Source organism: Paraburkholderia kirstenboschensis (genome assembly GCF_904848585.1).
In the GTDB taxonomy this organism is placed as follows: Bacteria; Pseudomonadota; Gammaproteobacteria; order Burkholderiales; family Burkholderiaceae; genus Paraburkholderia; species Paraburkholderia kirstenboschensis.
Window position 1 is genome coordinate 35,702 of record NZ_CAJHCR010000001.1, and the last position, 21,832, is coordinate 57,533.

General features: G+C 63.8%; 20 protein-coding genes and 1 riboswitch. Of the genes, 6 read left to right on the top strand and 14 right to left on the bottom strand.

What is annotated here, in order from left to right; genetic code table 11:
* Window positions 1-12: 12 nt before the first annotated feature.
* The 4 genes from JMY24_RS00170 to JMY24_RS00185 form a co-directional block, all read right to left on the bottom strand.
* Entirely contained in the window at window positions 13-246 is a 234-nt protein-coding gene (locus JMY24_RS00170) for a Fis family transcriptional regulator (RefSeq protein ID WP_020069294.1), read from the bottom strand.
* Window positions 243-1,319, bottom strand: a complete 1,077-nt coding sequence (gene dusB, locus JMY24_RS00175; protein WP_128590263.1) for a tRNA dihydrouridine synthase DusB — start codon at window positions 1,317-1,319, stop codon at window positions 243-245. The genes JMY24_RS00170 and dusB overlap by 4 nt, the downstream gene beginning before the upstream one ends.
* Window positions 1,320-1,581: 262 nt before the next feature.
* A complete protein-coding gene (locus tag JMY24_RS00180; RefSeq protein WP_201701266.1) occupies window positions 1,582-2,955 on the bottom strand; it encodes a UbiH/UbiF/VisC/COQ6 family ubiquinone biosynthesis hydroxylase in 1,374 nt (457 codons plus the stop codon).
* Between the two features lie 19 nt (window positions 2,956-2,974).
* Window positions 2,975-4,366, bottom strand: coding sequence for an aminopeptidase P N-terminal domain-containing protein (locus JMY24_RS00185; protein WP_201701267.1), 1,392 nt, complete (start codon window positions 4,364-4,366; stop codon window positions 2,975-2,977).
* Between the two features lie 224 nt (window positions 4,367-4,590).
* Between JMY24_RS00185 and JMY24_RS00190 the strand changes: the two genes are divergently transcribed.
* Both JMY24_RS00190 and loiP read left to right on the top strand, forming a co-directional pair.
* Window positions 4,591-5,205 carry a glutathione S-transferase C-terminal domain-containing protein gene (locus tag JMY24_RS00190; protein ID WP_193414810.1) on the top strand — a complete coding sequence of 205 codons (615 nt, stop codon included), beginning with the start codon at window positions 4,591-4,593 and terminating at the stop codon, window positions 5,203-5,205.
* A gap of 260 nt (window positions 5,206-5,465) precedes the next feature.
* Window positions 5,466-6,224, top strand: coding sequence for a metalloprotease LoiP (gene loiP, locus JMY24_RS00195; protein WP_128595810.1), 759 nt, complete (start codon window positions 5,466-5,468; stop codon window positions 6,222-6,224).
* A 127-nt stretch (window positions 6,225-6,351) separates the two neighbouring features.
* Here the strand turns inward: loiP and lnt are convergent, their stop codons facing one another.
* The 7 genes from lnt to JMY24_RS00230 all read right to left on the bottom strand — a co-directional run bounded on the left by lnt (window position 6,352) and on the right by JMY24_RS00230 (window position 14,394).
* Window positions 6,352-8,070 carry an apolipoprotein N-acyltransferase gene (lnt, locus tag JMY24_RS00200; protein ID WP_201701268.1) on the bottom strand — a complete coding sequence of 573 codons (1,719 nt, stop codon included), beginning with the start codon at window positions 8,068-8,070 and terminating at the stop codon, window positions 6,352-6,354.
* A 100-nt stretch (window positions 8,071-8,170) separates the two neighbouring features.
* A complete protein-coding gene (locus JMY24_RS00205) occupies window positions 8,171-9,064 on the bottom strand; it encodes an HlyC/CorC family transporter (RefSeq protein ID WP_027778836.1) in 894 nt (297 codons plus the stop codon).
* 198 nt (window positions 9,065-9,262) lie between these two features.
* Window positions 9,263-9,976: a gamma-glutamylcyclotransferase gene (locus tag JMY24_RS00210; RefSeq protein ID WP_128586297.1), complete on the bottom strand. Its 714-nt coding sequence runs from the start codon at window positions 9,974-9,976 to the stop codon at window positions 9,263-9,265.
* A 19-nt stretch (window positions 9,977-9,995) separates the two neighbouring features.
* Complete coding sequence (ybeY, locus tag JMY24_RS00215) at window positions 9,996-10,457, bottom strand: rRNA maturation RNase YbeY (protein WP_128595806.1); 462 nt, start codon at window positions 10,455-10,457, stop codon at window positions 9,996-9,998.
* 223 nt (window positions 10,458-10,680) lie between these two features.
* Window positions 10,681-11,754 carry a PhoH family protein gene (locus JMY24_RS00220; protein ID WP_128586295.1) on the bottom strand — a complete coding sequence of 358 codons (1,074 nt, stop codon included), beginning with the start codon at window positions 11,752-11,754 and terminating at the stop codon, window positions 10,681-10,683.
* A 93-nt stretch (window positions 11,755-11,847) separates the two neighbouring features.
* Window positions 11,848-13,233, bottom strand: a complete 1,386-nt coding sequence (miaB, locus tag JMY24_RS00225) for a tRNA (N6-isopentenyl adenosine(37)-C2)-methylthiotransferase MiaB (protein ID WP_128595805.1) — start codon at window positions 13,231-13,233, stop codon at window positions 11,848-11,850.
* A 177-nt stretch (window positions 13,234-13,410) separates the two neighbouring features.
* Window positions 13,411-14,394, bottom strand: coding sequence for a LysR family transcriptional regulator (locus JMY24_RS00230; protein WP_128595804.1), 984 nt, complete (start codon window positions 14,392-14,394; stop codon window positions 13,411-13,413).
* A 118-nt stretch (window positions 14,395-14,512) separates the two neighbouring features.
* Between JMY24_RS00230 and JMY24_RS00235 the strand changes: the two genes are divergently transcribed.
* The 4 genes from JMY24_RS00235 (at window position 14,513) to ribB (ending at window position 18,253) form a co-directional block, all read left to right on the top strand.
* Entirely contained in the window at window positions 14,513-14,911 is a 399-nt protein-coding gene (locus JMY24_RS00235; protein WP_128595808.1) for a VOC family protein, read from the top strand.
* A 17-nt stretch (window positions 14,912-14,928) separates the two neighbouring features.
* Window positions 14,929-16,119: an MFS transporter gene (locus tag JMY24_RS00240; RefSeq protein WP_128595803.1), complete on the top strand. Its 1,191-nt coding sequence runs from the start codon at window positions 14,929-14,931 to the stop codon at window positions 16,117-16,119.
* 224 nt (window positions 16,120-16,343) lie between these two features.
* Window positions 16,344-17,033 (top strand): helix-turn-helix domain-containing protein, encoded by a 690-nt coding sequence (locus JMY24_RS00245; protein WP_128586292.1) that lies wholly within the window; start codon window positions 16,344-16,346, stop codon window positions 17,031-17,033.
* A 159-nt stretch (window positions 17,034-17,192) separates the two neighbouring features.
* A riboswitch (FMN riboswitch) is annotated at window positions 17,193-17,379 on the top strand.
* A gap of 154 nt (window positions 17,380-17,533) precedes the next feature.
* On the top strand, window positions 17,534-18,253 hold the full coding sequence (gene ribB, locus JMY24_RS00250; RefSeq protein WP_128586301.1) for a 3,4-dihydroxy-2-butanone-4-phosphate synthase: 720 nt from the start codon (window positions 17,534-17,536) through the stop codon (window positions 18,251-18,253).
* Window positions 18,254-18,446: 193 nt separating this feature from the next.
* Here the strand turns inward: ribB and JMY24_RS00255 are convergent, their stop codons facing one another.
* From JMY24_RS00255 to glpK, 3 genes are all read right to left on the bottom strand, one after another.
* Window positions 18,447-19,133 carry an HAD family hydrolase gene (locus JMY24_RS00255; RefSeq protein ID WP_128595802.1) on the bottom strand — a complete coding sequence of 229 codons (687 nt, stop codon included), beginning with the start codon at window positions 19,131-19,133 and terminating at the stop codon, window positions 18,447-18,449.
* Window positions 19,134-19,330: 197 nt separating this feature from the next.
* A complete protein-coding gene (locus tag JMY24_RS00260) occupies window positions 19,331-20,044 on the bottom strand; it encodes an MIP/aquaporin family protein (RefSeq protein ID WP_027778847.1) in 714 nt (237 codons plus the stop codon).
* A 201-nt stretch (window positions 20,045-20,245) separates the two neighbouring features.
* On the bottom strand, window positions 20,246-21,745 hold the full coding sequence (glpK, locus tag JMY24_RS00265) for a glycerol kinase GlpK (protein WP_027778848.1): 1,500 nt from the start codon (window positions 21,743-21,745) through the stop codon (window positions 20,246-20,248).
* Window positions 21,746-21,832 lie beyond the last annotated feature (87 nt).

Here is a 21,832-nt window from a genome sequence, read left to right on the forward strand (position 1 = left end):
AACTACTTGGAGCTACAACAAACCGTGCTGTTGCAGCTTCTTGCGCAGCGTATTGCGGTTGATGCCGAGATACTCGGCGGCCAGCGACTGATTGCCGCCGGCCTGCTCGAGCACCACTTCGAGCAGGGGTTTTTCAACGCACGAGATCACCATGTCATACACGTCGTGCGGATTCGAGCCGTCGAGATCCTGGAAATACACGCCCAGGCTGTCGCGGACAGATTGTTCGATATTGTTCTTGCTCATGCTGCCAGTCGGTCTGTGTGATCCTCGCCCTTGTTGTCGGGCCCGGAGTTGCCAACGGTTTCGTCGACGTAGACGAGGCGGTCGGAGATCGCCTTCTGTGCGTCGAAAAACTCGTTGACGGCGAGGAGTTGTTCGCGCGAGGTGTCCAGCGTATTCATGCGATGCCGGAACACGTTGGCGCCGGAAAGGCCGCGAGTGTACCAGCCGATGTGCTTGCGCGCAGTGCGAACGCCGGTAAATTCCCCGTAGAACTCGTAGTGATCTTCCAGGTGCTCGTTCATGACCTGCTGGATTTCGTCGATGCGCGGCGGCGGCAGCAACTCGCCCGTCTGCAGGAAATGTTCAATCTCGCGAAACAGCCACGGGCGACCCTGCGCGGCGCGGCCGATCATGATGGCGTCGGCGCCCGTGACGGCGAGCACGTGGCGTGCTTTCTCCGGCGACGTTATGTCGCCGTTGGCCACCACCGGAATGCGCACCGCCGCCTTTACTGCGGCGATGGTCTCGTATTCGGCGTCGCCGTGATACAGGTCGGCGCGCGTGCGGCCGTGCACGGTCAGCATGGAGATGCCGGCGTCTTGCGCTAGGCGAGCGACGTTCAGCGCATTCCTGTTCTCGCGATTCCAGCCGGTGCGGATTTTCAGCGTGACCGGCACCGCGTCGGGACCGACGCCCACCGCGCCCACCACCGCCTCGACAATGCGCTGCACGAGCGGCTCGTTCTGCAACAAGGCCGAACCTGCCGCCACATTGCACACCTTCTTGGCCGGACAGCCCATATTGATGTCGATGATCTGCGCGCCGTTCGCCACGTTGTAGCGGGCCGCTTCGGCCATCATGGCGGGATCGGCGCCGGCGATCTGCACGGCGATCGGCTCGACCTCGCCCGCGTGATTCGCGCGGCGCATGGTCTTCTCGCTTTTCCACAATTGCGCGTTCGACGCGACCATTTCGGACACTGCATAGCCCGCGCCCAACCGCTTGCACAACTGCCGGAACGGACGGTCGGTCACGCCGGCCATGGGCGCGACGAACAGGTTATTGCGCAGATTGTGCGAGCCGAGAGTGGGCATGACGTGGACGCGCGCGCGGCCGATTGCACAGTGTTGTCAATCGGAGCGTTCGCGAAATGCGAGGGAAAACCGCTATTTTAGCGTTAACAGATAACCCGCACCGGACCGGCGCACGCCGTAACCCATTAAATCTTCTATGAAAGTGGTCGGCGTCATAGAGTTCCGGCTGCTCGCCGAACGCGGTTCGGGCCGCGAAAACGGGGCGAAAGCGGAGGCGACACGAGCCGCGTATAAAACGGCACGCGAGCCGCGCGCCTTTCGCTCAGCGGCGCTGCCCGAACATCATCTGACGCGCGAGCGCGGTTTTCACCGGCGGCACGAATTCAAGCGCAGTCAGCGCGAGGCCGCGCATGATCGCGAGCGGCGCGAAGTCGACGGTGAAAAGGCGGGCGAGCGTGTCGGTCGCACCGATCGTCATGCGCCGGTCGAGCGCGCGGCGCTGTGCGAACGTCGCGAGCGCGAGCGGCGTGGGGCCTTCCGCCGACAACGCGTCGGCGAGCGCGTGCGCGTCGCGCAAGCCGAGATTGAGCCCTTGTCCCGCGACCGGATGCAGAGTTTGCGCCGCATTGCCAATTGCGACGGCGCGGCCCTTCACGAGCGTATCGACGGCGTTCAGCCCGAGCGGGAACGACGCCCGCCCCTTGATGTGCGTGAAGCGTCCCATGCGACCGCCGAACGCGCTGCCGAGTTCGTGCAGGAATTCGTCGTCGGAGAGTTGCGCGCGGCGCGCGGCTTCGTCCGGCGAGCAGCACCACACGAGCGCGTAGTCCGCGCCGCGCACGCCGCCCATCGGCAGCAACGCGATCGGGCCTTCCGGCGTGAAGCGTTCCCACGCGACATGCGGCTGCGGCGCCGACACGGTCACCGTGCCGACCAGCGCCGTTTGCCCGTAGTCGCGCGTGCCCTGTTTGTCCGCGCGATTGCCGGCGTGCTCGCCCGCGTCGTTCGGAGCCGATGTGCGCGGGTGCGTTTCGGGGTCGCGCCCGTCGTTTGCTTCGGCGTCGTTCGCTGCGCTCGCACCGATGGCCGCGGCTGCACGCCTCGTTGCGCCGCTGCGTCCGCCGTCGTGTCCGCCTTTTTGATCGCCGAACAGGCCACCTTCCGCATTCACCAGAATCCGTGTGCGCAAGCGGCGCGTGATGCCGGCGGTTTCGATCGGCAGCGTGACGCCGTCGTTTTCCTGAACGGGCGCGGCGGCGGAGGTCGAGCGGAACCAGTGCACCGGCGTCGCGTGCACCGCTTCGGCGAGGCCATGCACGATCGAGCCGTAGCGCAGCACGTAGCCGAGCGCCGGCAGGCCGTGCTCGCCGTGGTCGATCAGCGTGCGGCCGAAATGACCGCGCTGCGATACGTGGATGCGTTGGATCGCGGTGGCGTCGGCGGGCCAGCGCAGCGGCTCCAGGATCATGCGGCTGCCGTGCGAAACGGCGATCGCGCGCGGATCGGCAATCGAGTCTTCCGGCTCGCGTGCGTCGACGAGGCCGACTTTGAGCGCGCGCGTCGCGCTGCGGCGGGCCAGCCAACCGGCAAGCGCGAGCCCCACCGGCCCGGCGCCCACGATCGTCACGTCGAAGTCGAATGCCTGATCGAGTGCAGCGGGCTTCAAGATCACCGTGGACGGGGAGACATCGTTCATTGCGGGTTACTTCCTTGTTTCATGAGCCGCGGGCGTCGCGCATCAGCGCTTCGATCTCGTCGGCGGCGACCGGCACGTCGCGCGTCATAAGTTCACAGCCTGCGGGCGTGACGATCGCGTCGTCCTCGATGCGAATGCCGATGTTCCAGTAGCGCTCGGGCACGCCTTCGGCCGGGCGGATATACAAGCCGGGCTCGATGGTCAGCGTCATCGATGCCTGCAACCTGCGCCAGGGCAGCGCGCCGGCTTCGTCGCGCGGCGCGCCGCGCTCGCGGTAGTCGCCCACATCGTGCACGTCCATGCCGAGCCAGTGGCCGGTGCGGTGCATATAGAACGGCGCGTAGGCGCGCTCGGCGATCACGTCGTCGACAGAAGCGAACTTGTTGCGCTCGACGATGCCCGTGTCCAGCAAGCCTTGGGACAGCACGCGCACGGCGGCCTGATGCGGATCGTCGAAGCTGGCGCCGACGCGCGTGGCGTCGACGGCCGCCTGCTGCGCGGCCAGCACGATGTCGTACAGCTCGCGCTGCGCCGGCGTGAAGCGGCCGCTCGCCGGGAACGTGCGCGTGATGTCGGATGCGTAGCCGTCCAGTTCGCAGGCCGCGTCGATCAGGATGAGGTCGCCATCCTGCGCAATCGCGTTGCCGGCCGGATAGTGCAGCACGCATGCATTGGCGCCGGCCGCGACGATCGACGTATAGGCGGGCGCCTGCGCGCCGAATTTGCGGAACGTGTAGAGCAGCTCCGCTTCGAGTTCGTACTCGCGCACGCCGGGGCGGCACGTTGCCATCGCCCGGCGGTGCGCCTGCGCGGAGATTTGCCCGGCGCGGCGCATGATCGCAAGTTCGTGGTCGTCCTTGATGAGCCGCATGTCGTCGAGCAGCGGCACGAGATCGCGTGCGGCCATGGGCGCCGCGACGCCGCTGCGGCCTTGAGCGCGCACGGCCTCGAGCCAGCCGCGCACCTGGCTGTCCAGTTTTTCCGACGCGCCGAGCGCGTAGTGCAGCGACGGCTTGTCCGCGAGCAGCCGCGGCAGGTGCACGTCGATTTCGCCGACCGGAAAAGCGGCGTCGAATCCGAACGCCACGCGCGCGCCGTCGGGCCCGAAACGGAAGCCTTCCCACGTTTCACGCTCGATGTTTTTCTCGCGGCAGAACAGGATGGACGCGGGCTCGCCAGGTGCGGCGCTTGCGTCGAGCACGAGCAGCGCCTCGGGCTCGGTGAAGCCGGTCAAATAGTAGAAGTAGCTGTCGTGCCGGTACGGATAATCCGCGTCCCGGTTGCGCAGCGCTTCGGGCGCGGTCGGCACGATGGCGACGCCGCCGCCCGCTGCGCGCAGCGCGGCGAGTACGCGCTCGCGGCGCGTGCGGTAGACGTCGATGGCGATGGTGGGTTCGGTCGGCTGGTTCATCGTGCGATTGTAGCGCCCAATGCATAGAGTCATTTTGTGCCGATGCCGGCGGGGAACGACCGGCGCGTTGGCCGTTCGGCCGGCTAGACGGCGCTCGTGCGGCGCGGCAATGTTGCAATCCATCCACAGCGAACGTGCATGCGGCTCGCAGAGAGCGCACGGGCCGCTCGCGCATGGCGCCAAGCACTTATACTTTCGCCGGATTCAGAAAAAGGCAGATGGCAATGATGAAACTCATCGGTTCGCTCGCCAGCCCGTTCGTGCGCAAAGCGCGCATCGTGCTGGCCGACAAGAAGATCGACTACGAGCTGGTGCCCGAGAACGTCTGGGCGCCGGATACCCGCATTCACACCTTCAATCCCCTTGGCAAGGTGCCGTGCCTCGTCATGGAAGACGGCGAAGCGGTGTTCGACTCGCGCGTGATCTGCGAGTACGTGGACACGCTGTCGCCGGTCGGCAAGCTGATTCCGCAGTCGGGGCGCGAGCGCATCGAGGTGCGTTGCTGGGAAGCGCTCGCCGACGGCCTGCTGGACGCGGCCGTGCTGATCCGCCTTGAAAGCACGCAGCGCACGCCGGAGCAGCGGGTCGACGCGTGGGTGGCGCGGCAGCAGCGCAAGATCGACGAAGCGCTCGTCGCCATGTCTCAAGGCCTGGGCAGCAAGCCGTGGTGCGCGGGCAATCACTACACGCTCGCCGATATCGCCGTGGGTTGCGCGTTGGGCTATCTGGACTTCCGCATGCCGGAACTGAACTGGCGCGAGTCGCATCCGAATCTCGACAAGCATTTTCAGAAGCTTTCGCTGCGCCAGTCGTTTATTGATACCGTGCCGGCTAACTGACTGAACTATTAAAGCAAACTTGCCCAGGATTACAGCAAGTTTGCAAAATTGCGTTAATCGGTCTTTCAAAGTCATGAATTAATGCTTTCGTTTGTGGTAAAAAAGCGCCTCCCGTCAGGCGCTTTTTTTTCGTCTGCCGCGTGGGCGATGGTTGTGCGGTTATATATTCGGCGTGTTTTAGCGTCGAAAGCGGCCATTGCGAATGGGCGACGCCTTATGCGCGTCGTCAAAACGAATAACACCACAAAGAGACTTTCATGATGAAACCGTATCGTTTTGTTATTGTTGCTTCCGTCTGCTCGCTGTTTGCCGCGTGCTCGAATGTCAGCAGCCTCGATCCGTCGGCGCTGATTCAATCCGGCCAGTTGGCCACGCAAGCGGCCACGCTTTCGGATGCCGACGTGCGTACGTTGACCGACAAATCGTGTGCGCAACTTGACAGCGAAAACACGATTGCGCCCGCTAACAGCAAATACCAGAAGCGTTTAAACAAGATTGCCGCGCAATTGGGCGACAACATCAACGGCACGCCGGTGAATTACAAGGTGTACATGACGAAGGACGTCAACGCGTGGGCGATGGCTAACGGTTGCGTTCGCGTCTACAGCGGGTTGATGGACATGATGAACGACAACGAGGTACGCGGCGTGGTCGGCCATGAAATGGGCCACGTGGCGCTCGGCCATACGAAGAAGGCAATGCAGGTTGCGTATGCGACGTCCGCGGCGCGTTCGGTTGCTTCTTCGGCGGGTGGCGTTGCGGGCGCGCTGTCCGGCTCGCAATTGGGCGATTTCTCGGAAAAGCTGATTAACGCGCAATTCTCGCAAACGCAGGAAAGCGCAGCCGACGATTATTCGTTCGACTTGCAGAAAAAGAAAAATCTCGATCCGTCGGGTCTTGTCACGGCGTTCAACAAGCTCGCGCAAATAGACGGCGGAAAATCGAGTATGTTGAGTTCCCACCCGGCGTCGCCTGCACGCGCGCAGCATATTCAGCAGCGCATTGCGTCGAATCAGTAACGCTCGCGTGGTTCGGCAATAACGCTTGCGTGGTTCAACAATAACGCTCGCGTGGTTCAACAATAACGCTTGCGTGGTTCGATAAACGCGCGCTTGCGGCCATGCCGCAGCGCGCGTTTTTTATTGCTTATGCTTCACCGTTTCCGGATTTGCCGTTTCTCCCGCGGATACGGCCCGGCCCGAATGCAAAGCCAAATGCGAGTAGTAGTAACGAAACGGCGAGCACCGTGTTATTTCCGCTCGTCACGTACGGCGTGCGGCCGGCCGTGCCTTGCACGGTCAAGTCGAGAGAACCGATCGTGTAGGGCGTGAGCCGTCCGAGCACCTTGCCGTTGGCGTCGATCGCAGCCGTCATGCCGGTGTTGGTCGCACGCAGCATCGGGCGGCCGGTTTCGAGCGAGCGCATGCGTGCTATCTGCAAGTGCTGGTCGAGCGCGATGGTGTCGCCGAACCACGCGAGATTGGTCGAGTTGATCAGCACGCCTGCCGGCGTATCGCTTTCGCGGATGGTTCGCGCAATTTCTTCGCCGAAAATGTCTTCGTAGCAGATGTCGACTGCGACCGGCTGGTTGTGCACGACGAATGGCTTTTGCACCGGACCGCCGCGCGCGAAGTCGCCGAGCGGAATGCTCATCAGGTTGACGAACCAGCGAAAGCCCCACGGCACGAACTCGCCAAACGGTACCAGGTGATGCTTGTCGTAGCGGTAGATGTCGCGTGTACCGGGCGTCACGCCAAACAGGCTGTTCGTGTAGTCGACCACGCGGCCTTCGGGCGTAACGGAGCCGCCAATTGCGCCAAACAGGATCGCGCTGCCGGTCGAGTCCGAAAAACTGCGCACCGCCGAGGCGAACGGCGCCGGCAACTGCTGCGCCAGCACGGGAATGGCGGTCTCCGGCGTGACGATCAGGTCGGCGGGCTTCGAGGTGATCATCTGCTGATACTGGTCGATGGCGGCGCGCATGCCCGCTTCCTCGAACTTCATTTCCTGTTTGACGTCGCCTTGCAAGAGGCGCACGGTCAACGGCGCGTTGGCGGGAACCGTCCATTTGGCGAGCGGCAGCAACAGGCCCGCCGCGATCAGCGCCAGTGCGATGCCGGCCGGCGCGGCGATCCGCGCGATGCCGTCGCGGGCATTTTGGCCGCTGGACGAAGCTTCGCGAGGCTCACGCGAACGGCGCAGCAGAGCAAGCAGCGCCTGCACGATCAACGCCGCTGCGAGCGCGAGCACCCAACCGACGCCGTACACGCCCGCGAGTGGCGCGAATCCGGCGAACGGGCCGTCGACTTGCGCATAGCCGCTAGCGAGCCACGGAAAACCGGTGAACACCGTGCCGCGCAACCATTCGCCGATGGCCCATGCGCTGGCGAAGGCGAGCGCCCCATGCCACGTCGGCGAGAACGGCGTATCGGTGCTCGATGAGCCATTGCGGGCGTGACCGGCGCAGAACGACCAGACGCCCGCTGCCAAAGCGGGATACAGCGCGAGATAAAGCGAAAACAGCACGAGCGCCGTGCCGGCAAGCGGCGCGGGCATGCCGCCGAAAAAATGCATGCTGACGTACAACCACCAGACGCCGCTCACGAAGTTGCCGAAGCCGAAAGCGCCGCCTGTCAGCGCGGCGCTTTTCCAGCCGGTGGCGCGCGTCAGCCAGCCAAAGAAAAACACGAAGATGACGAGTTCTAGCCAGCCGCCATGCGGCGTGGGCGCGAACGACAGCGTATTGGCCGCGCCTGCCGCCAGCGCGACGAGGTAATGCCAGCGAGGTAGCGTGCGCACCCGCGTGGGATTCGCGGCAGAAGCGCTCATGCCGTGACGGGAGCGGGAAGTAATCGGGTCGGCCATTGTTGCGCGGTCGGCGTGAGAAGTGACAAATTGAAAAGTTAGCGTGCGGAGCAGGGCGGCGCGTGCAGCGGCAGGCTGGACCTTAGAGCAGCCGGGCCGCTCAGGTCTGCACGTGCTGCGCTTCGCGCTCGCGCTGACCGGCGAGCGGATCGCGCCGCACGAGCAGCATGTGAACCTGGCGGGCGTCGCCGCGCAGAATCTCGAAAATAAGATCGTCGATGCGAACCTTCTCGCCGCGATGCGGCACGCGTCCGAAGTGATGCGTGACGAGTCCGCCGATCGTATCGACTTCTTCGTCCGGGTAGTGTGTGCCGAACGCTTCGTTGAACTGTTCGATCTCCGTCAGCGCCCGCACACGGAAGCGTCCGTCCGGCGAGGCGATGATGTTGCCGCTTTCCTCGTCGAAATCGTATTCGTCTTCAATGTCGCCAACGATCTGTTCCAGCACGTCCTCGATGGTGATGAGACCGGCCACGCCGCCGTATTCGTCGACCACCACCGCGAGGTGATTGCGATTCACACGGAAATCGTGCAGCAACACGTTCAGACGCTTCGATTCGGGGATAAAGACGGCGGGGCGCAACATGCCGCGCACATCGAACTCTTCTTCCGCGTAGTAGCGCAGCAGGTCTTTCGCCAGCAGCACGCCGATGATGTTGTCGCGATTGCCTTCATAGACCGGATAGCGCGAATGCGCTTTTTCCAGCACGTAAGGGATGAATTCGGCGGGATTGTCCGCGATGTTGATCGCGTCCATTTGGGCGCGCGGCACCATGATGTCGCGTGCGCTGAGTTCGGTGACCTGGAACACGCCTTCGATCATCGACAGCGAGTCGGCGTCGATCAGGTTGCGCTCGTGCGCGTCCTGCAGAATTTCAAGAAGTTCGGCGCGCGAGTCGGGCTCGGGCGAGATGAAATCGGTAAGACGCTCGAGCAGCGAGCGTTTTTCCTGCGGTTTGTCGGTGTGGCGTCGACTGGGATACGTGTCGTTCATGGTAGTGCGCCCGGCAAGACTGGGCGCGCTGTTGCAGAGCATTAAGGATACACCAGGCACATGGCAGGACCGTGTCCCGCCGCACCTGGCGATGAATGAAACCGGGCTGACACCGGTGCGCCGCAAGGCGCGGTCCATGGGTCAATCCTAACTGATTACGGGGTGAAAAGCGTTTCGGAGCAAAAATCGGCGCGGCGCTTACTTACCCGCTTGCGGCTGCCTGCGCAGTTCATCGCCGGCAGAACCGGGCGTGTCATTCCCCGCCTGGCAGCGCTGGAGAAGCGCTTCCAGCGCCCGGTCCGGCATGCCGCTTTCGCGCAGCGCGTGAACCGTGCGGCTGACATATTCGAGTGTCGTGCCGTAGCGGCCGCGCGCGCAGCCGAACACCGTTTTGACAATCTCGTCGTCAAGCTTGCCGGTGTAACTCGGCACATCCCGGCGCATCACGAACGCGAGTGCGTCGACGCGCCGGCCGTCGGCGAGTACGCACGGCAGCCACGCTGGCCGGTACGAACCCATCGCCATTTCGCGGCGCCAGAGCGCTTCCAGATGCGGCATGGCGCCTTGCGCCGCCAGACGAAACGCAATGCCCGTGCAGGAGCCGCCGCGATCGAGCGCGAGCACGAGTCCTGGCTGTTCCGGCGTGCCCCGATTCACGCGCGACCAGAGATACAAGCCCCGGTGATAACCATGCACCTTCGAGCGCGTGGCTTCGACGGTGGGCAAGCCGGGGTTCCAGATCAGCGAGCCATAGCCGAAAAGCCATAAGTCGCTCTGTCGGTCCCAGTCGCGCAGCGTGCAATCGAGCGACGCGCGCAACTCCTCGTCCGTCAGCAGCCGCGACTCGCCGAGCGCGGGGGGATAGTCCGGGCAGGGCGTTCGGGCGTCGGCGTCAGAGGAAAATGAGCTCACGGTTCGGTCCGGGCGACGGTTAACGATAAGGGTCGGGAAAGCCGAGCTTGCCGAGAATCTCGGTTTCGATCGCTTCCATTTCCTCGGCTTCTTCCTCGACTTCGTGGTCGTAGCCTTGGGCGTGGAGCGTGCCGTGCACGAGCAGATGCGCGTAGTGCGCGAGGAGCGGCTTGCCCTGCTCGGCGGCTTCTTTCTCGACGACGGGGCAGCACAAGATCAGATCGCCCGTCACGGGATCGTCTTCCGATTCCGCGTACGCGAAAGTCAGCACATTGGTCGAATAGTCCTTGCCGCGATACGTGTGGTTCAGCGTCCGGCCTTCTTCTGCGTCGACGAAACGCACGGTCAGCTCGCCGTCCGCGAAAAGCGCGGCCTTGATCCAGCTGGCCACCGTGGCGCGAGGCAGCAGCGCCTTATGTTCAGGCCACGTCCTGGCCGCGGGGAATTGCAGGTTCAGCGTCAGTTTCGGGGCGCGGCTCATGCTGGTTTGAAGTGATGCGTGAAGCGAGGCGCAAGAAGATGCGCGAAGTGATGTGCGAGTCGATCCGCAATGCGGTGCGCGAGTCGATTTGCCGAACGCCGTGCGCAGCGCTCAGCGCACAGCAGCGCGAGGCGCCGCGAAAAACGCTGCGCGACGCGGAGCGCGAAACGCAGCCGGCCCGTTGGCCGCGCGTTCAGCGTGTTATGACGTGCGTCGAGCCGCATTAACGCGAATCCGCCGGGCTGGCAGTCTTCTGCGAATGCGCGTCGTACGCCTCGACAATTCGCGCGACGAGCGGATGCCGCACCACGTCCGCACTAGTGAAGCGGGTGAGCGCAATGCCGCGCACGTCGGACAGAACCTGCTGCGCTTCGATGAGCCCGCTCTTGTGCCCACGCGGCAAGTCGACCTGAGTCGTGTCGCCGGTCACCACGGCTTTCGAGCCGAATCCGATCCGCGTGAGAAACATCTTCATCTGCTCGGGCGTGGTGTTTTGCGCCTCGTCCAGAATGATGAACGCGTGATTCAGCGTGCGGCCGCGCATGTACGCGAGCGGCGCGATTTCGATCATTTGCCGCTCGAACATCTTCGCGGTTTTGTCGAAGCCGAGCAGATCGTAGAGCGCGTCGTACAGCGGGCGCAGATACGGATCGACCTTCTGTGCGAGATCGCCCGGCAGAAAGCCGAGACGCTCGCCCGCTTCGACGGCCGGGCGCGTCAGAACGATGCGCTTGACCTGATCGCGCTCGAGCGCGTCAACAGCGCAGGCGACCGCGAGATAGGTCTTGCCCGTGCCGGCCGGACCGACGCCGAACGTAACGTCGTGGGAGATGATCTGCTTCAGATACTCGCGCTGTGCCGGCGTGCGTCCGCGCAGATCGGCGCGCCGTGTGTACAGTTTCGGGCCGAGCTCTTCGAGGTCGTCTTCGTCGCCGTCGGCGGGTTGGTCGAACGGATGGTCGGGATTGCCGGGAAAGCCCGGCTCGCCCGCTTCGTCGCCATTGCCGTTGCCGTTAGTGCGATGCCGCGCCGGGTGTCGGACTTCGACGAGCGCAAGCTGAATGTCGTCGACCGACAGCGGCTCGCGCGCGTTGTTGTAGAAGTTTTCGAGGGCGGTAAGCGCAAGCTTGGCGCCGCGCCCGCGAATCGTAATGCGATGTCCGCGGCGTTGCAGCGTCACGTCGAGCGCCTGCTCGATTTGCCGCAGGTTTTCGTCGAGCGGTCCGCAGAGGTTGGCGAGCCGCGCGTTGTCGTCGCGCGGAGCAGTGAATTCCAGATGCGGCTGAGTGGTTTTCAAGGCGGTGATTCGATCCTGTCGGTTTCAGTACTCGGGTGCGTCGTGCGGTGCGTCGCGCGGCGGGGCCGCGCAGCTGGGTCGGTTGTCAGTCGGTCAATGCGTGATGGCGCTTGCGCCGTCCGCCGCATGGTCGTGCACCAGCACGAGTTCCCCACGCAGTGAATGTGGGTACGCTTTGACGATTTTCACGTCGACCATTTGACCGGTCAGCCGCGCATGCGAAGCCAACGGCGCCGGAAAATTCACCACGCGGTTATTCTCCGTGCGGCCCGCGAGTTCGTTCGGATCCTTACGTGCCGGGCGTTCGACCAGAATGCGCTCCACCTTGCCGACCATCGAATCGCTGATGCGCTGCACATTTTCTTCGATCGTGGCTTGCAGATGTTGCAGGCGCCGGAGCTTCACTTCGCGCGGCGTGTCGTCATGCAGATTCGCCGCCGGCGTACCAGGGCGCGGACTGTAGATGAACGAGAAGCTCGTGTCGTACTTCATCTCGTGCACGAGCGCCATCATCTTGTCGAAGTCTTCTTCCGTCTCGCCGGGGAAGCCGACGATCATGTCCGTGGAAAGTGACAGATCCGGGCGGATAGCGCGCAATTTACGGATCACAGACTTGTATTCGAGCACGGTGTAGCCGCGTTTCATGGCCATCAGAATGCGGTCGGAGCCATGCTGCACCGGCAGATGCAGGTGACTCACGAGCTTGGGCACCTTCGCGTAAGTGTCGATCAGGCGCTGCGTGAATTCCTTGGGATGCGACGTGGTATAGCGAATCCGTTCGATTCCCGGAAGATCGGCGACGTACTCGATCAGCGTCGCAAAGTCGGCGATTTCCGACGAACCCAGCGTGAGCGCGCCACGATAGGCGTTCACGTTCTGGCCGAGCAGCGTGACTTCGCGCACGCCCTGGTCGGCGAGGCCCGCAATTTCGGTGAGCACGTCGTCGAGCGGACGCGATACTTCTTCACCGCGCGTGTAGGGCACGACGCAATAGCTGCAGTACTTGCTGCAGCCTTCCATGATCGACACGAACGCGCTCGGACCGTCGACGCGAGCCGGCGGCAAATGGTCGAACTTTTCGATTTCCGGGAAAGTGATGTCGACTTGCGGGCGGCCGCTTTCACGGCGCTTGTCGATCATTTGCGGCAGACGGTGCAGCGTTTGCGGCCCGAACACCAGATCGACGTACGGCGCGCGAGCTACGATCGACGCGCCTTCCTGGCTCGCCACGCAGCCGCCCACGCCGATGATCAGGTTCGGATTCGCTTCTTTCAGTTCGCGCACGCGGCCGAGGTCGGAGAAGACTTTCTCCTGAGCTTTCTCGCGTACCGAGCAGGTGTTGAACAGAATGACGTCCGCGTCTTCCGGCGTGTCCGTCTTGATGAGCCCTTCAGCCGCGCCCAGTACGTCGACCATCTTGTCGGAGTCGTACTCGTTCATCTGGCAGCCAAAGGTCTTTACATAAACTTTCTTGGTCATCGAATTTCGCCGGTCGCAGTGGTTAATCTGGGGGCGTCGTATTAGGGGTCAAGGAGATGCGAAAACGTGCGCGAAGTCTCGGAACGGCCGGCAGTTTCCGCGGATTTGCGCGGGGCAAGACCGCCGTTCTGGTCATGTCTAGCCGCTCACTGCGCACGCTCGCAGCGTAACGCAACATTATAGCCCTTCGCCGAATACGGTTTGTCCGCCCGTTTCGGCGCGCGGCCCATCCGGCGGGAGGCCCAGCAGGCTTTCCAGTTCGTCGGACACTTGCGCGAAGCGCTCGCTCAGAAAATCGAGCAGCACGCGCACGCGCGGCGCCATGAAACGGTTGCGGTGGTAGAGCGCGTGCAGCGGCGCGTCCGGATAGCGCCACTCGGGCAGCAGAATTTTGAGGCCGTCGGCGCGCAGATCCGCTTGCACGTCCCACATCGACTTGATCGCGATGCCGTAGCCGCGCAGCGCCCATTCGCGGGCGACGGCGCCGTCGTTGGTCTCGCGCGCGGTTTCGAAGGGCACGGTGTACTGCTGCACTTCGTCGCCGCGCGTGAAGCGCCATTCGTTCACCGGACCGGAGCCGGTGCTGAGCACGATGCAATCGAAATTGGCGAGATCGTACGGGTCTTTCGGCTCGCCCTTGCGTGCAATGTATTCCGGCGATGCGCACAGCACGCGCCGGTTGGGCGCCAGCTTGCGCGCCACCAGCGAGCTGTCCTGCGGCACGCCGAAGCGGATCGCGAGGTCGATGTCCTCCTGCACCAGGTTCGACAGCGAGTCCGACAGCGTCAGGGCGAACGTCACTTCCGGGTAGAGCGCGTTGAACTCGTCGAGCCAATGCATCAGCAGATTGCGGCCGAAGTCCGACGTCGCCGAGACACGCACCTTGCCGCGCACCACCCCTTGCCCCGCTTGCAGCGCGGCCTTTGCGTCGTCTAGCGACTGCAGCGCCTGGCGGCAGCAGTTCAAATAGAGGCGCCCTTCGTCGGTGAGTCGCAACTGGCGGGTGGTGCGCTCGAACAGCCGCGCTTTCAGGCCGGCTTCGAGTTTCGCCAGGCGCGCGCTTGCAGCGGCCGGTGTGAGCCCCATTTTGCGGCCCGCGGCCGACAGGCTGCCGTGCTGGGCGGCTTCTACAAAGAGGCGAATGTCGCCGAGATTATCCATCGCTTTCTTCAAATGGCATTTGAAAATGCTTCAAATGCTACGCCAATTATCAAATTGACGCGTCGCGGCCACAATGCACATCTCGAAAACCCATGCGGCGCAGTTAGCCGGCCCAACCATGCAACTGGATCACGCGACTATCGTCACCGCCGATCTCGACACAGCCCGGCGTTTCTTCGTCGATGTAGTCGGCTTGACGCAAGGCGCGCGTCCGCCGTTTTCCGTCGGCGGCTATTGGCTGTATGCCAACGGGCGCGCGGTGATCCATCTGGTCGAGGCCACGGTGCCCGGCACCTCGGTGAGAGCCGCGCCGCGCATCGATCACATTGCGTTCCGTCTGGAAAGCGCCGCCGAGTGGCAGGCGCTGCTCGCGCGCCTGCGGGCAACCGGCGTCGACTATCAAACGGCGCAAGTGCCGCCGATGGGCCCGCAAGAAGCCGCCATGCAAATTTTCGTGGCGCTCGCGCCGGGCGTCGTCGTCGAGTTCGTGACGGCGCTGCATCACGCTCAACCGTAAAACCTGGAGAACAACAAATGCCGATTCCATTACTCGCGCTCGCGATCAGCGCCTTCGCTATCGGGACGACCGAGTTCGTCATCATGGGCTTGCTGCCCGAGGTCGCGCGCGATCTCGCGGTGTCGATTCCGTCGGCGGGATTGCTGGTGAGCGGGTATGCGCTCGGCGTCGCGGTCGGCGCGCCGCTGCTCGCCGTCGTCACGAGCCGGATGCCGCGCAAGCTCGCGCTGCAGTTGCTGATGGGCGTTTTCATCGTCGGCAATACGTTGTGTGCGATTGCGTCCGATTATTCCGTGCTGATGATCGCGCGCGTGGTGACGTCGTTCGCGCACGGGTCGTTTTTCGGCATTGGCGCAGTGGTGGCCGCGTCGCTCGTGCCGAACGAGAAGCGCGCGAGCGCTATTGCGTTGATGTTCACCGGCCTTACGCTTGCCAACGTGCTCGGCGTGCCGTTCGGCACTTTCGTGGGCCAGGAGTTCGGCTGGCGCGCGGCCTTCTGGATTGTCAGCGGGTTCGGCGTGCTGTCGCTCGCGGGCGTGACGGCACTCGTGCCCAATCGCCACGATTCGGGTCCTGCCGGTCTCGGTCATGAAGTGCGCGTGCTGAAGGACCCGCAAGTGTGGACGGCGCTGGCGATGACGGTGCTCGGCTTCGGCGGCGTATTCGTCGTGTTCACGTATATCGCGCCGATTCTGGAGCAGGTGAGCGGCTTCTCGCCGCGCGCCGTCACGCTGATTCTCGTGCTGTTCGGCGTGGGACTTACGATCGGCAACACGGTCGGCGGCAAGCTCGCGGACCGCGCGCTGATGCCCTCGTTGATGGGCATTCTCGCGGCGCTGGCGGTGGTGATGGCGATTTTCGCGCGCACCAGTCATTCGCAGGTGGCCGCGGCAATCACGGTGTTCGTGTGGGGCATTGCCGCCTTCGCGACCGTGCCGCCGTTGCAGATGCGCGTGGTCGAGAAGGCGGCCAAGGCGCCGAATCTTGCGTCGACCCTGAACATTGGCGCGTTCAACGTCGGCAATGCGGGCGGCGCGTGGCTCGGAGGTCTCGTGATCGATCACGGCCATTCGCTCGATACGTTGCCTTGGGTTGCGGCGGCCGTGAGCGTTGCGGCTCTGTTGCTGACGTGGTTCGCATCGCGCATGGACCGGACGGCGCCGCGGTCGATCATTCAACGCGATGTGGAAGTGCGCGAGCGGGCCTAAGCGCTCCGAGTGTGCAAGCCGCCGTTGCCGTGAGGTTCATCGGCGCGCTCTAACGAAAGTCGAAGCCGCGCGCATATGAAAAATCCGCACAAGCTTTGCGAGAAACGTCCTCCGCAATGCTGATAACAGTGTGAAGATAACTTCGTTGGGCGCGGCGGGGCGCGATGCTATCTTGCTTCCACTAACTGCTTGCCCGCCGTCCGGCGGCGCTTCTGGAGGCAATCATGCATTCCCCGCTTGCTCTGGTTCGCGATCCCACGGCTGATACCGATGCGCCGCCGCGTGCCGCTGAACCCTTCGATGCACTCGAACATCTGGTCGGCGTAAATCTCGCGCGCTTGCGCGCCGAGCGCCAGTTGTCGCTCGATGCTCTGGCCCGCGCATCAGGCGTGTCTCGCGCAATGCTCGCGCAGATCGAGTCGGCGCGCAGCGTGCCGTCGATCAAGGTGCTCTGCAAAGTGGCGGCCGCGTTGAAAGTGTCGGTCGCGGCGTTCCTGCGACGTCACGCGACCAATGGCTTCGAGCACTTGCCGGCGGAGCGCTCGTCGCGCGTCGTCAGTTCCAACGGACGCTATTCGGTTCGTCCGCTCTATCCCGACAACGAACCGACCGCTGCGGAATTTCACGAGTTGCGCATCGCGCCGTTGCACACGGAAGCAGGCACGCGTCGCGCGCCGGGCACGACGGTGAACCTCGTGGTCAGTGAGGGCACGCTCGAAGTGAGCGTGCACGATCAACGTCAGTTGCTGGCAACAGGCGACGCGATCGTGTTCGACGCCGATCAGCCGCATAGTCTGCGCAATCCCGGCGACACCGAAGCGCGCGCGTTTCGCGTGACGTTGAAGGCGGAGACGCCGCCGCGCTGGGACGTGCCCGCGCAGCCTGACACGGCGCGCGAAGCCGCGCCGGTTTGATCAAACGCGCCGGGGTCGAGTCGGCTCGCTTGTCAGCATGTCGAAGTCAGAGACGTGGGTGACCATGGCCCCCGACCGCGAATCCCGTTGCGCAGTAGGGTTGCGCTGCAACTCGCGCGCGACTGTTGTATGCTTGGCCCGCCGGTTCTCCGGCAATCAGTGCGTCTTCAGGGCGGGGTGAAATTCCCCACCGGCGGTATGCCGGCAACGCGAAAGCGTGAGCCGGCGAGCCCGCGAGCGCCCGCAGTCGTCTGGCTTTCAGCAAAATCGGGAAGCCGCCGCGGGGTCAGCAGATCTGGTGAGAAGCCAGAGCCGACGGTCACAGTCCGGATGGAAGAAGATGTGCAGATAGTCATGTTCGTCTCCGTGGCGCCGCTCGCAGGTTCGGGCGGTGCATGAACGCCGCCTCGACTATGCAGAGGCGCTTCGCGGCGCGTCTTTGTCTGTTTGCAATGCCCTGAAACGTTTTTCGCCCCACTTTTGCGATGAGCGTTTCAACTATGTCCTTTGCTACTTTTCCTGCCCCGTCGACGATTGCGGACGATGCATTCGCCGATCTCCCGCTGCTCGACACCGAACCCGTTCCGCCGCGTATCGCCGCCGCGCTGCAAGCAATGCGCGATGGCCGCGCCGTCGTGCTGCAAGACGATGACGACCGCGAGAACGAGGCCGATCTGATCGTATCCGCCGAGCGTCTTTCCGTCGAAACGATGGCGCTGCTGATTCGCGAATGTAGCGGGATCGTCTGTTTGTGCCTGCCCGACGAGAAGATCCGCGCGCTCGAACTTCCGCCGATGGCCGCCAACAACGAAAGCCGTCATGGCACGGCGTTCACGGTTTCGATCGAAGCACGCGAAGGCGTGACGACCGGAGTATCCGCACTCGACCGCGTAACGACCATTCGCGCCGCAATTGCCGATACTGCGAAGCCCGGCGACATCGTGAGCCCCGGCCACGTGTTTCCGTTGCGGGCAATGCCGGGCGGCGTGCTTGCGCGGCGCGGCCATACGGAGGGCACGGTGGATCTCGCGATTCTCGCGGGCCTGAAGCCGGCCGGCGTACTGTGCGAATTGATGAACGCCGACGGCACGATGACGCGCGGCGCAGACGTCGAACGCTTCGCCGCGCAGCATAATTTGCCGATGCTGACGATCGCCGAGCTGGCCGAGTTCCGTCGCGCGTTGGCTGAGGCGCGTGAATGCGTCGAGCAGGAAGCGTGAACCTAGGGGTGTGATTCGGCGCGGCGCGCGCCGGATCACGCGCTGTTCGAACGCCGCTCTGTGACGGGCTATTTTCGGTTTGTTGCAGCGCGTTGGTTGAATGCGTTTTGAACGCAGCACTTGGGACTCGAAGCACGAGGCCGACCGCATGCGGTCGGCCTGTTTTTGTCAGCGCTACCTTTGTGGCAGACCGCTACGACTGCACGTCGCCGAATTCTCCCCGTACGCCCGCTTCGAGCAACGCGGGCAATTCGTCCATGTGTTTCATGATGCGCGTCATGCCCATCTCGCGCAGCGCGTCCGCGTAGCCATCGGGAATATGGCTCGCGCCGACGAAAGCGATCGTCTTCATGCCCGCCGCGCGCGCCGCGTTCAGACCCGCCACGCTGTCTTCCACGACGATGCATCGCGATGGCTCGACGCCGAGCGTCTGCGCGGCAAACAGGTAGACATCGGGAAAAGGTTTGGGACGTGCGACCTGCTCGGCGCTGAAAATGCGCTCGCCGAAAATCTGTTGCAGTCCGGCACGCTGCACCGACGCAGTCACGCGCGCCATGCGGCTGTTGGACACGACGGCGGCCGGCAGCGTCACGCGTTGCAGCGCAGTTCGCACGCCGTTGATCGGACTAAGCGATGCGGCGAGCGCGAGTTCGACATTGTGTTCGATCGTGTTCAAGAAGTCGGGCGGCAGAGCGATGTCGAATGTTTTCTCGATGCCTTCGAGAAAGCGCGACGTTTGCTGGCCAAAGGCCGTCTTAACGATGGGTTCGAAGTCGAGGCCGGGGAAAGTCGCGGATAGCGTCTCGAACATGACGCGGTCAGCAATGACTTCGCTGTCGACGAGCACGCCGTCGCAGTCGCAAATGAGATGGTCGATCATGCCTGAAGGAACGGAAAGCGAAGGCGTGTGGGCCGGTGAATGGCCAGCCCATGCGCGCCGTGTGACAGCGCCATGATACGTGCTTTGACGCGGCGCGCGTCGCGCCGTCGCTTTCCACCGTGCTTTCCACCGCTTTCCACCGACGCTATCGCCCGCGATTCTCTCGCGCGTCAGCTGTTCCACACCACGCGGCGAGATCAGCGCGTATGCAGATACAGATAGAGAGCCGCCGCCACGGCGCCGCCGACGAGCGGCCCGCACACCGGAATCCATGCATAGCGCCAGTCGCTGTCGCGCTTGCCGGGAATTGGCAGCAGCGCATGCATCAGACGCGGCGACAGATCGCGAGCGGGACTCATCGCGTAACCCGTCGGGCCACCGAGCGAGATGCCGATGCCGAGCACGAGCAGGCCGACCGGCAGCGCGTCGAGCGCACCGAGACCGACTTGCGGCGAGGCTAGATACAGCACGCCGAGAATCAGCACGAAGGTCGCGATCATCTCGGTCAGCAGGTTGTGAGGCACGCTGCGAATCGCGGGCGCGGTACAGAACACGCCGAGCTTGACGTCGGCGTCGCCCTCTTTCGCGAAGTGCTGGCGATACGCAACCCACACGAGCAGCGCGCCAGCCATCCCGCCGAGCATTTGCGCCGCGATATAGCCGGGGACCTTGGCCCACGCGAACTTGCCCGCGAGCGCAAGACTGACCGTCACGACCGGATTCAGGTGCGCGCCGCTGTACGACGCAGTGACGTAGACCGCGATGAAAACGGCCATTGCCCAGCCCATCACGATCACAATCAGATCCGCGCCCTTGCCTTTGGTGCGCGCGAGCAGCACGTTGGCGACAGCACCGTCGCCGAGCAGCACGACGAGCGCCGTGCCGATGAATTCCGCAATGTATGGAGACATTGTTGGGTATCCGAAATGTTTTTGTTAGGGAAACCGCGAGACGGGCGGCCTCGTTGTGTTTCGTGGCCTGCTGCTTGCCGCCTCGTCGTTGGCTTTTGTTGTTTCGTCGCGCTTTCATCGCGCTGCGGTCGCGGCCGCGTTCAGCCTGGTTGGACTTGCCTCATGCCGAACGCTCAGCTGCGAACAACGCGAAGGCCGCTCTCACGGCGTGTCGGCCCATGCTTTGGCGGCGCGAATCGCGCGCTTCCAGCCGTCGAGACATTCCTCGACGTCCGCTTGTTCGAGCGCGGGCGTAAAGCGGCGGTCGAGCTTCCACTGGCTTTGCAGTTCGTCCACATCTTTCCAGTAGCCGACCGCGAGGCCCGCCAGATACGCGGCGCCCAACGCAGTGGTTTCCGACACTTTGGGGCGAACCGCGTCCACACCGAGGATGTCGGCCTGGAACTGCATGAGCAGGTTGTTCGCGCAAGCGCCGCCATCCACACGCAATTCACCGATTCGAATGCCGGAGTCGGCCTCCATCGCCTTCAGAACGTCGAGCGACTGATACGCGATCGAATCGAGCGCGGCGCGAGCGATATGCGCGGACGTAGTGCCGCGCGTCACGCCGAACAGCGTGCCGCGGGCGCGCGCATTCCAGTGCGGCGCTCCGAGCCCGGCGAACGCGGGCACCAGATAGACGCCGTCGCAATGCGGCACGCCGCGTGCCAGTGTTTCGATCTCAGCCGCGTTCTTGATGATGCCCAGACCGTCGCGCAGCCATTGCACGACCGCGCCGCCAATGAAGATGCTGCCTTCGAGCGCGTAGTTGATCTGATCGCCGATCTGCCAGGCAATCGTAGTGACGAGATTGTTCTTCGATTCAATCGGCTTGTCGCCGGTGTTCATCACCAGGAAGCAGCCGGTGCCGTAGGTGTTCTTCACCATGCCCGATTCGGTGCACATCTGGCCGAAGAGCGCCGCGTGCTGGTCGCCGGCGATGCCCGCGAGCGGAATCTTCGAGGCGAATACGGTGGTCTTGGTGGGCCCGTACACTTCGGACGAAGGACGCACTTCGGGCAGCATGCTGCGCGGAATGTCGAGCGCGTCGAGCAGTTCGTCGTCCCACTTCAGCGTGTGGATGTTGAACAGCATGGTGCGCGACGCGTTGGTCACGTCGGTGACATGCAGGCCGCCCTTGGTGAAATTCCACACGAGCCAACTATCGACGGTGCCGAACGCGAGGCGGCCTTGCTTCGCTTTTTCGCGTGCGCCTTCCACGTTGTCGAGAATCCAGCGGATTTTCGTCGCCGAGAAATACGAGTCGATCGGCAGGCCTGTTTTCGCGCGAACCTTGGCTTCGAGGCCTTGCTCCTTGAGCTGGTCGCAGAAGTCGGCGGTGCGGCGGTCCTGCCAGACAATCGCGTTGTAGATCGGATGGCCGGTCTCGCGATCCCAGACAATCGTGGTTTCGCGCTGATTGGTGATGCCGATCGCGGCGATCGACGTGCCGTTCATGCCGGCGCGCGTCACGGCTTCGGCAGCGACACCCGCCTGCGTCGACCAGATTTCCTGCGGGTTGTGCTCGACCCAGCCAGGACGCGGATAGATCTGCTCAAACTCCTTTTGTGCCGTCGACACGACATTGCCGAGGCGGTCGAACAGCATCGCGCGTGAACTGGTGGTGCCCTGGTCAAGCGCGAGGATGTACTGATCCTGCATTGTCTCTTCTCCATGCGTTTTATGAATCGCCGTAACAGCTTACCGGCGACGGGAACGGCTTGTCGTTCCAAGCGGCCGCAACCGCGC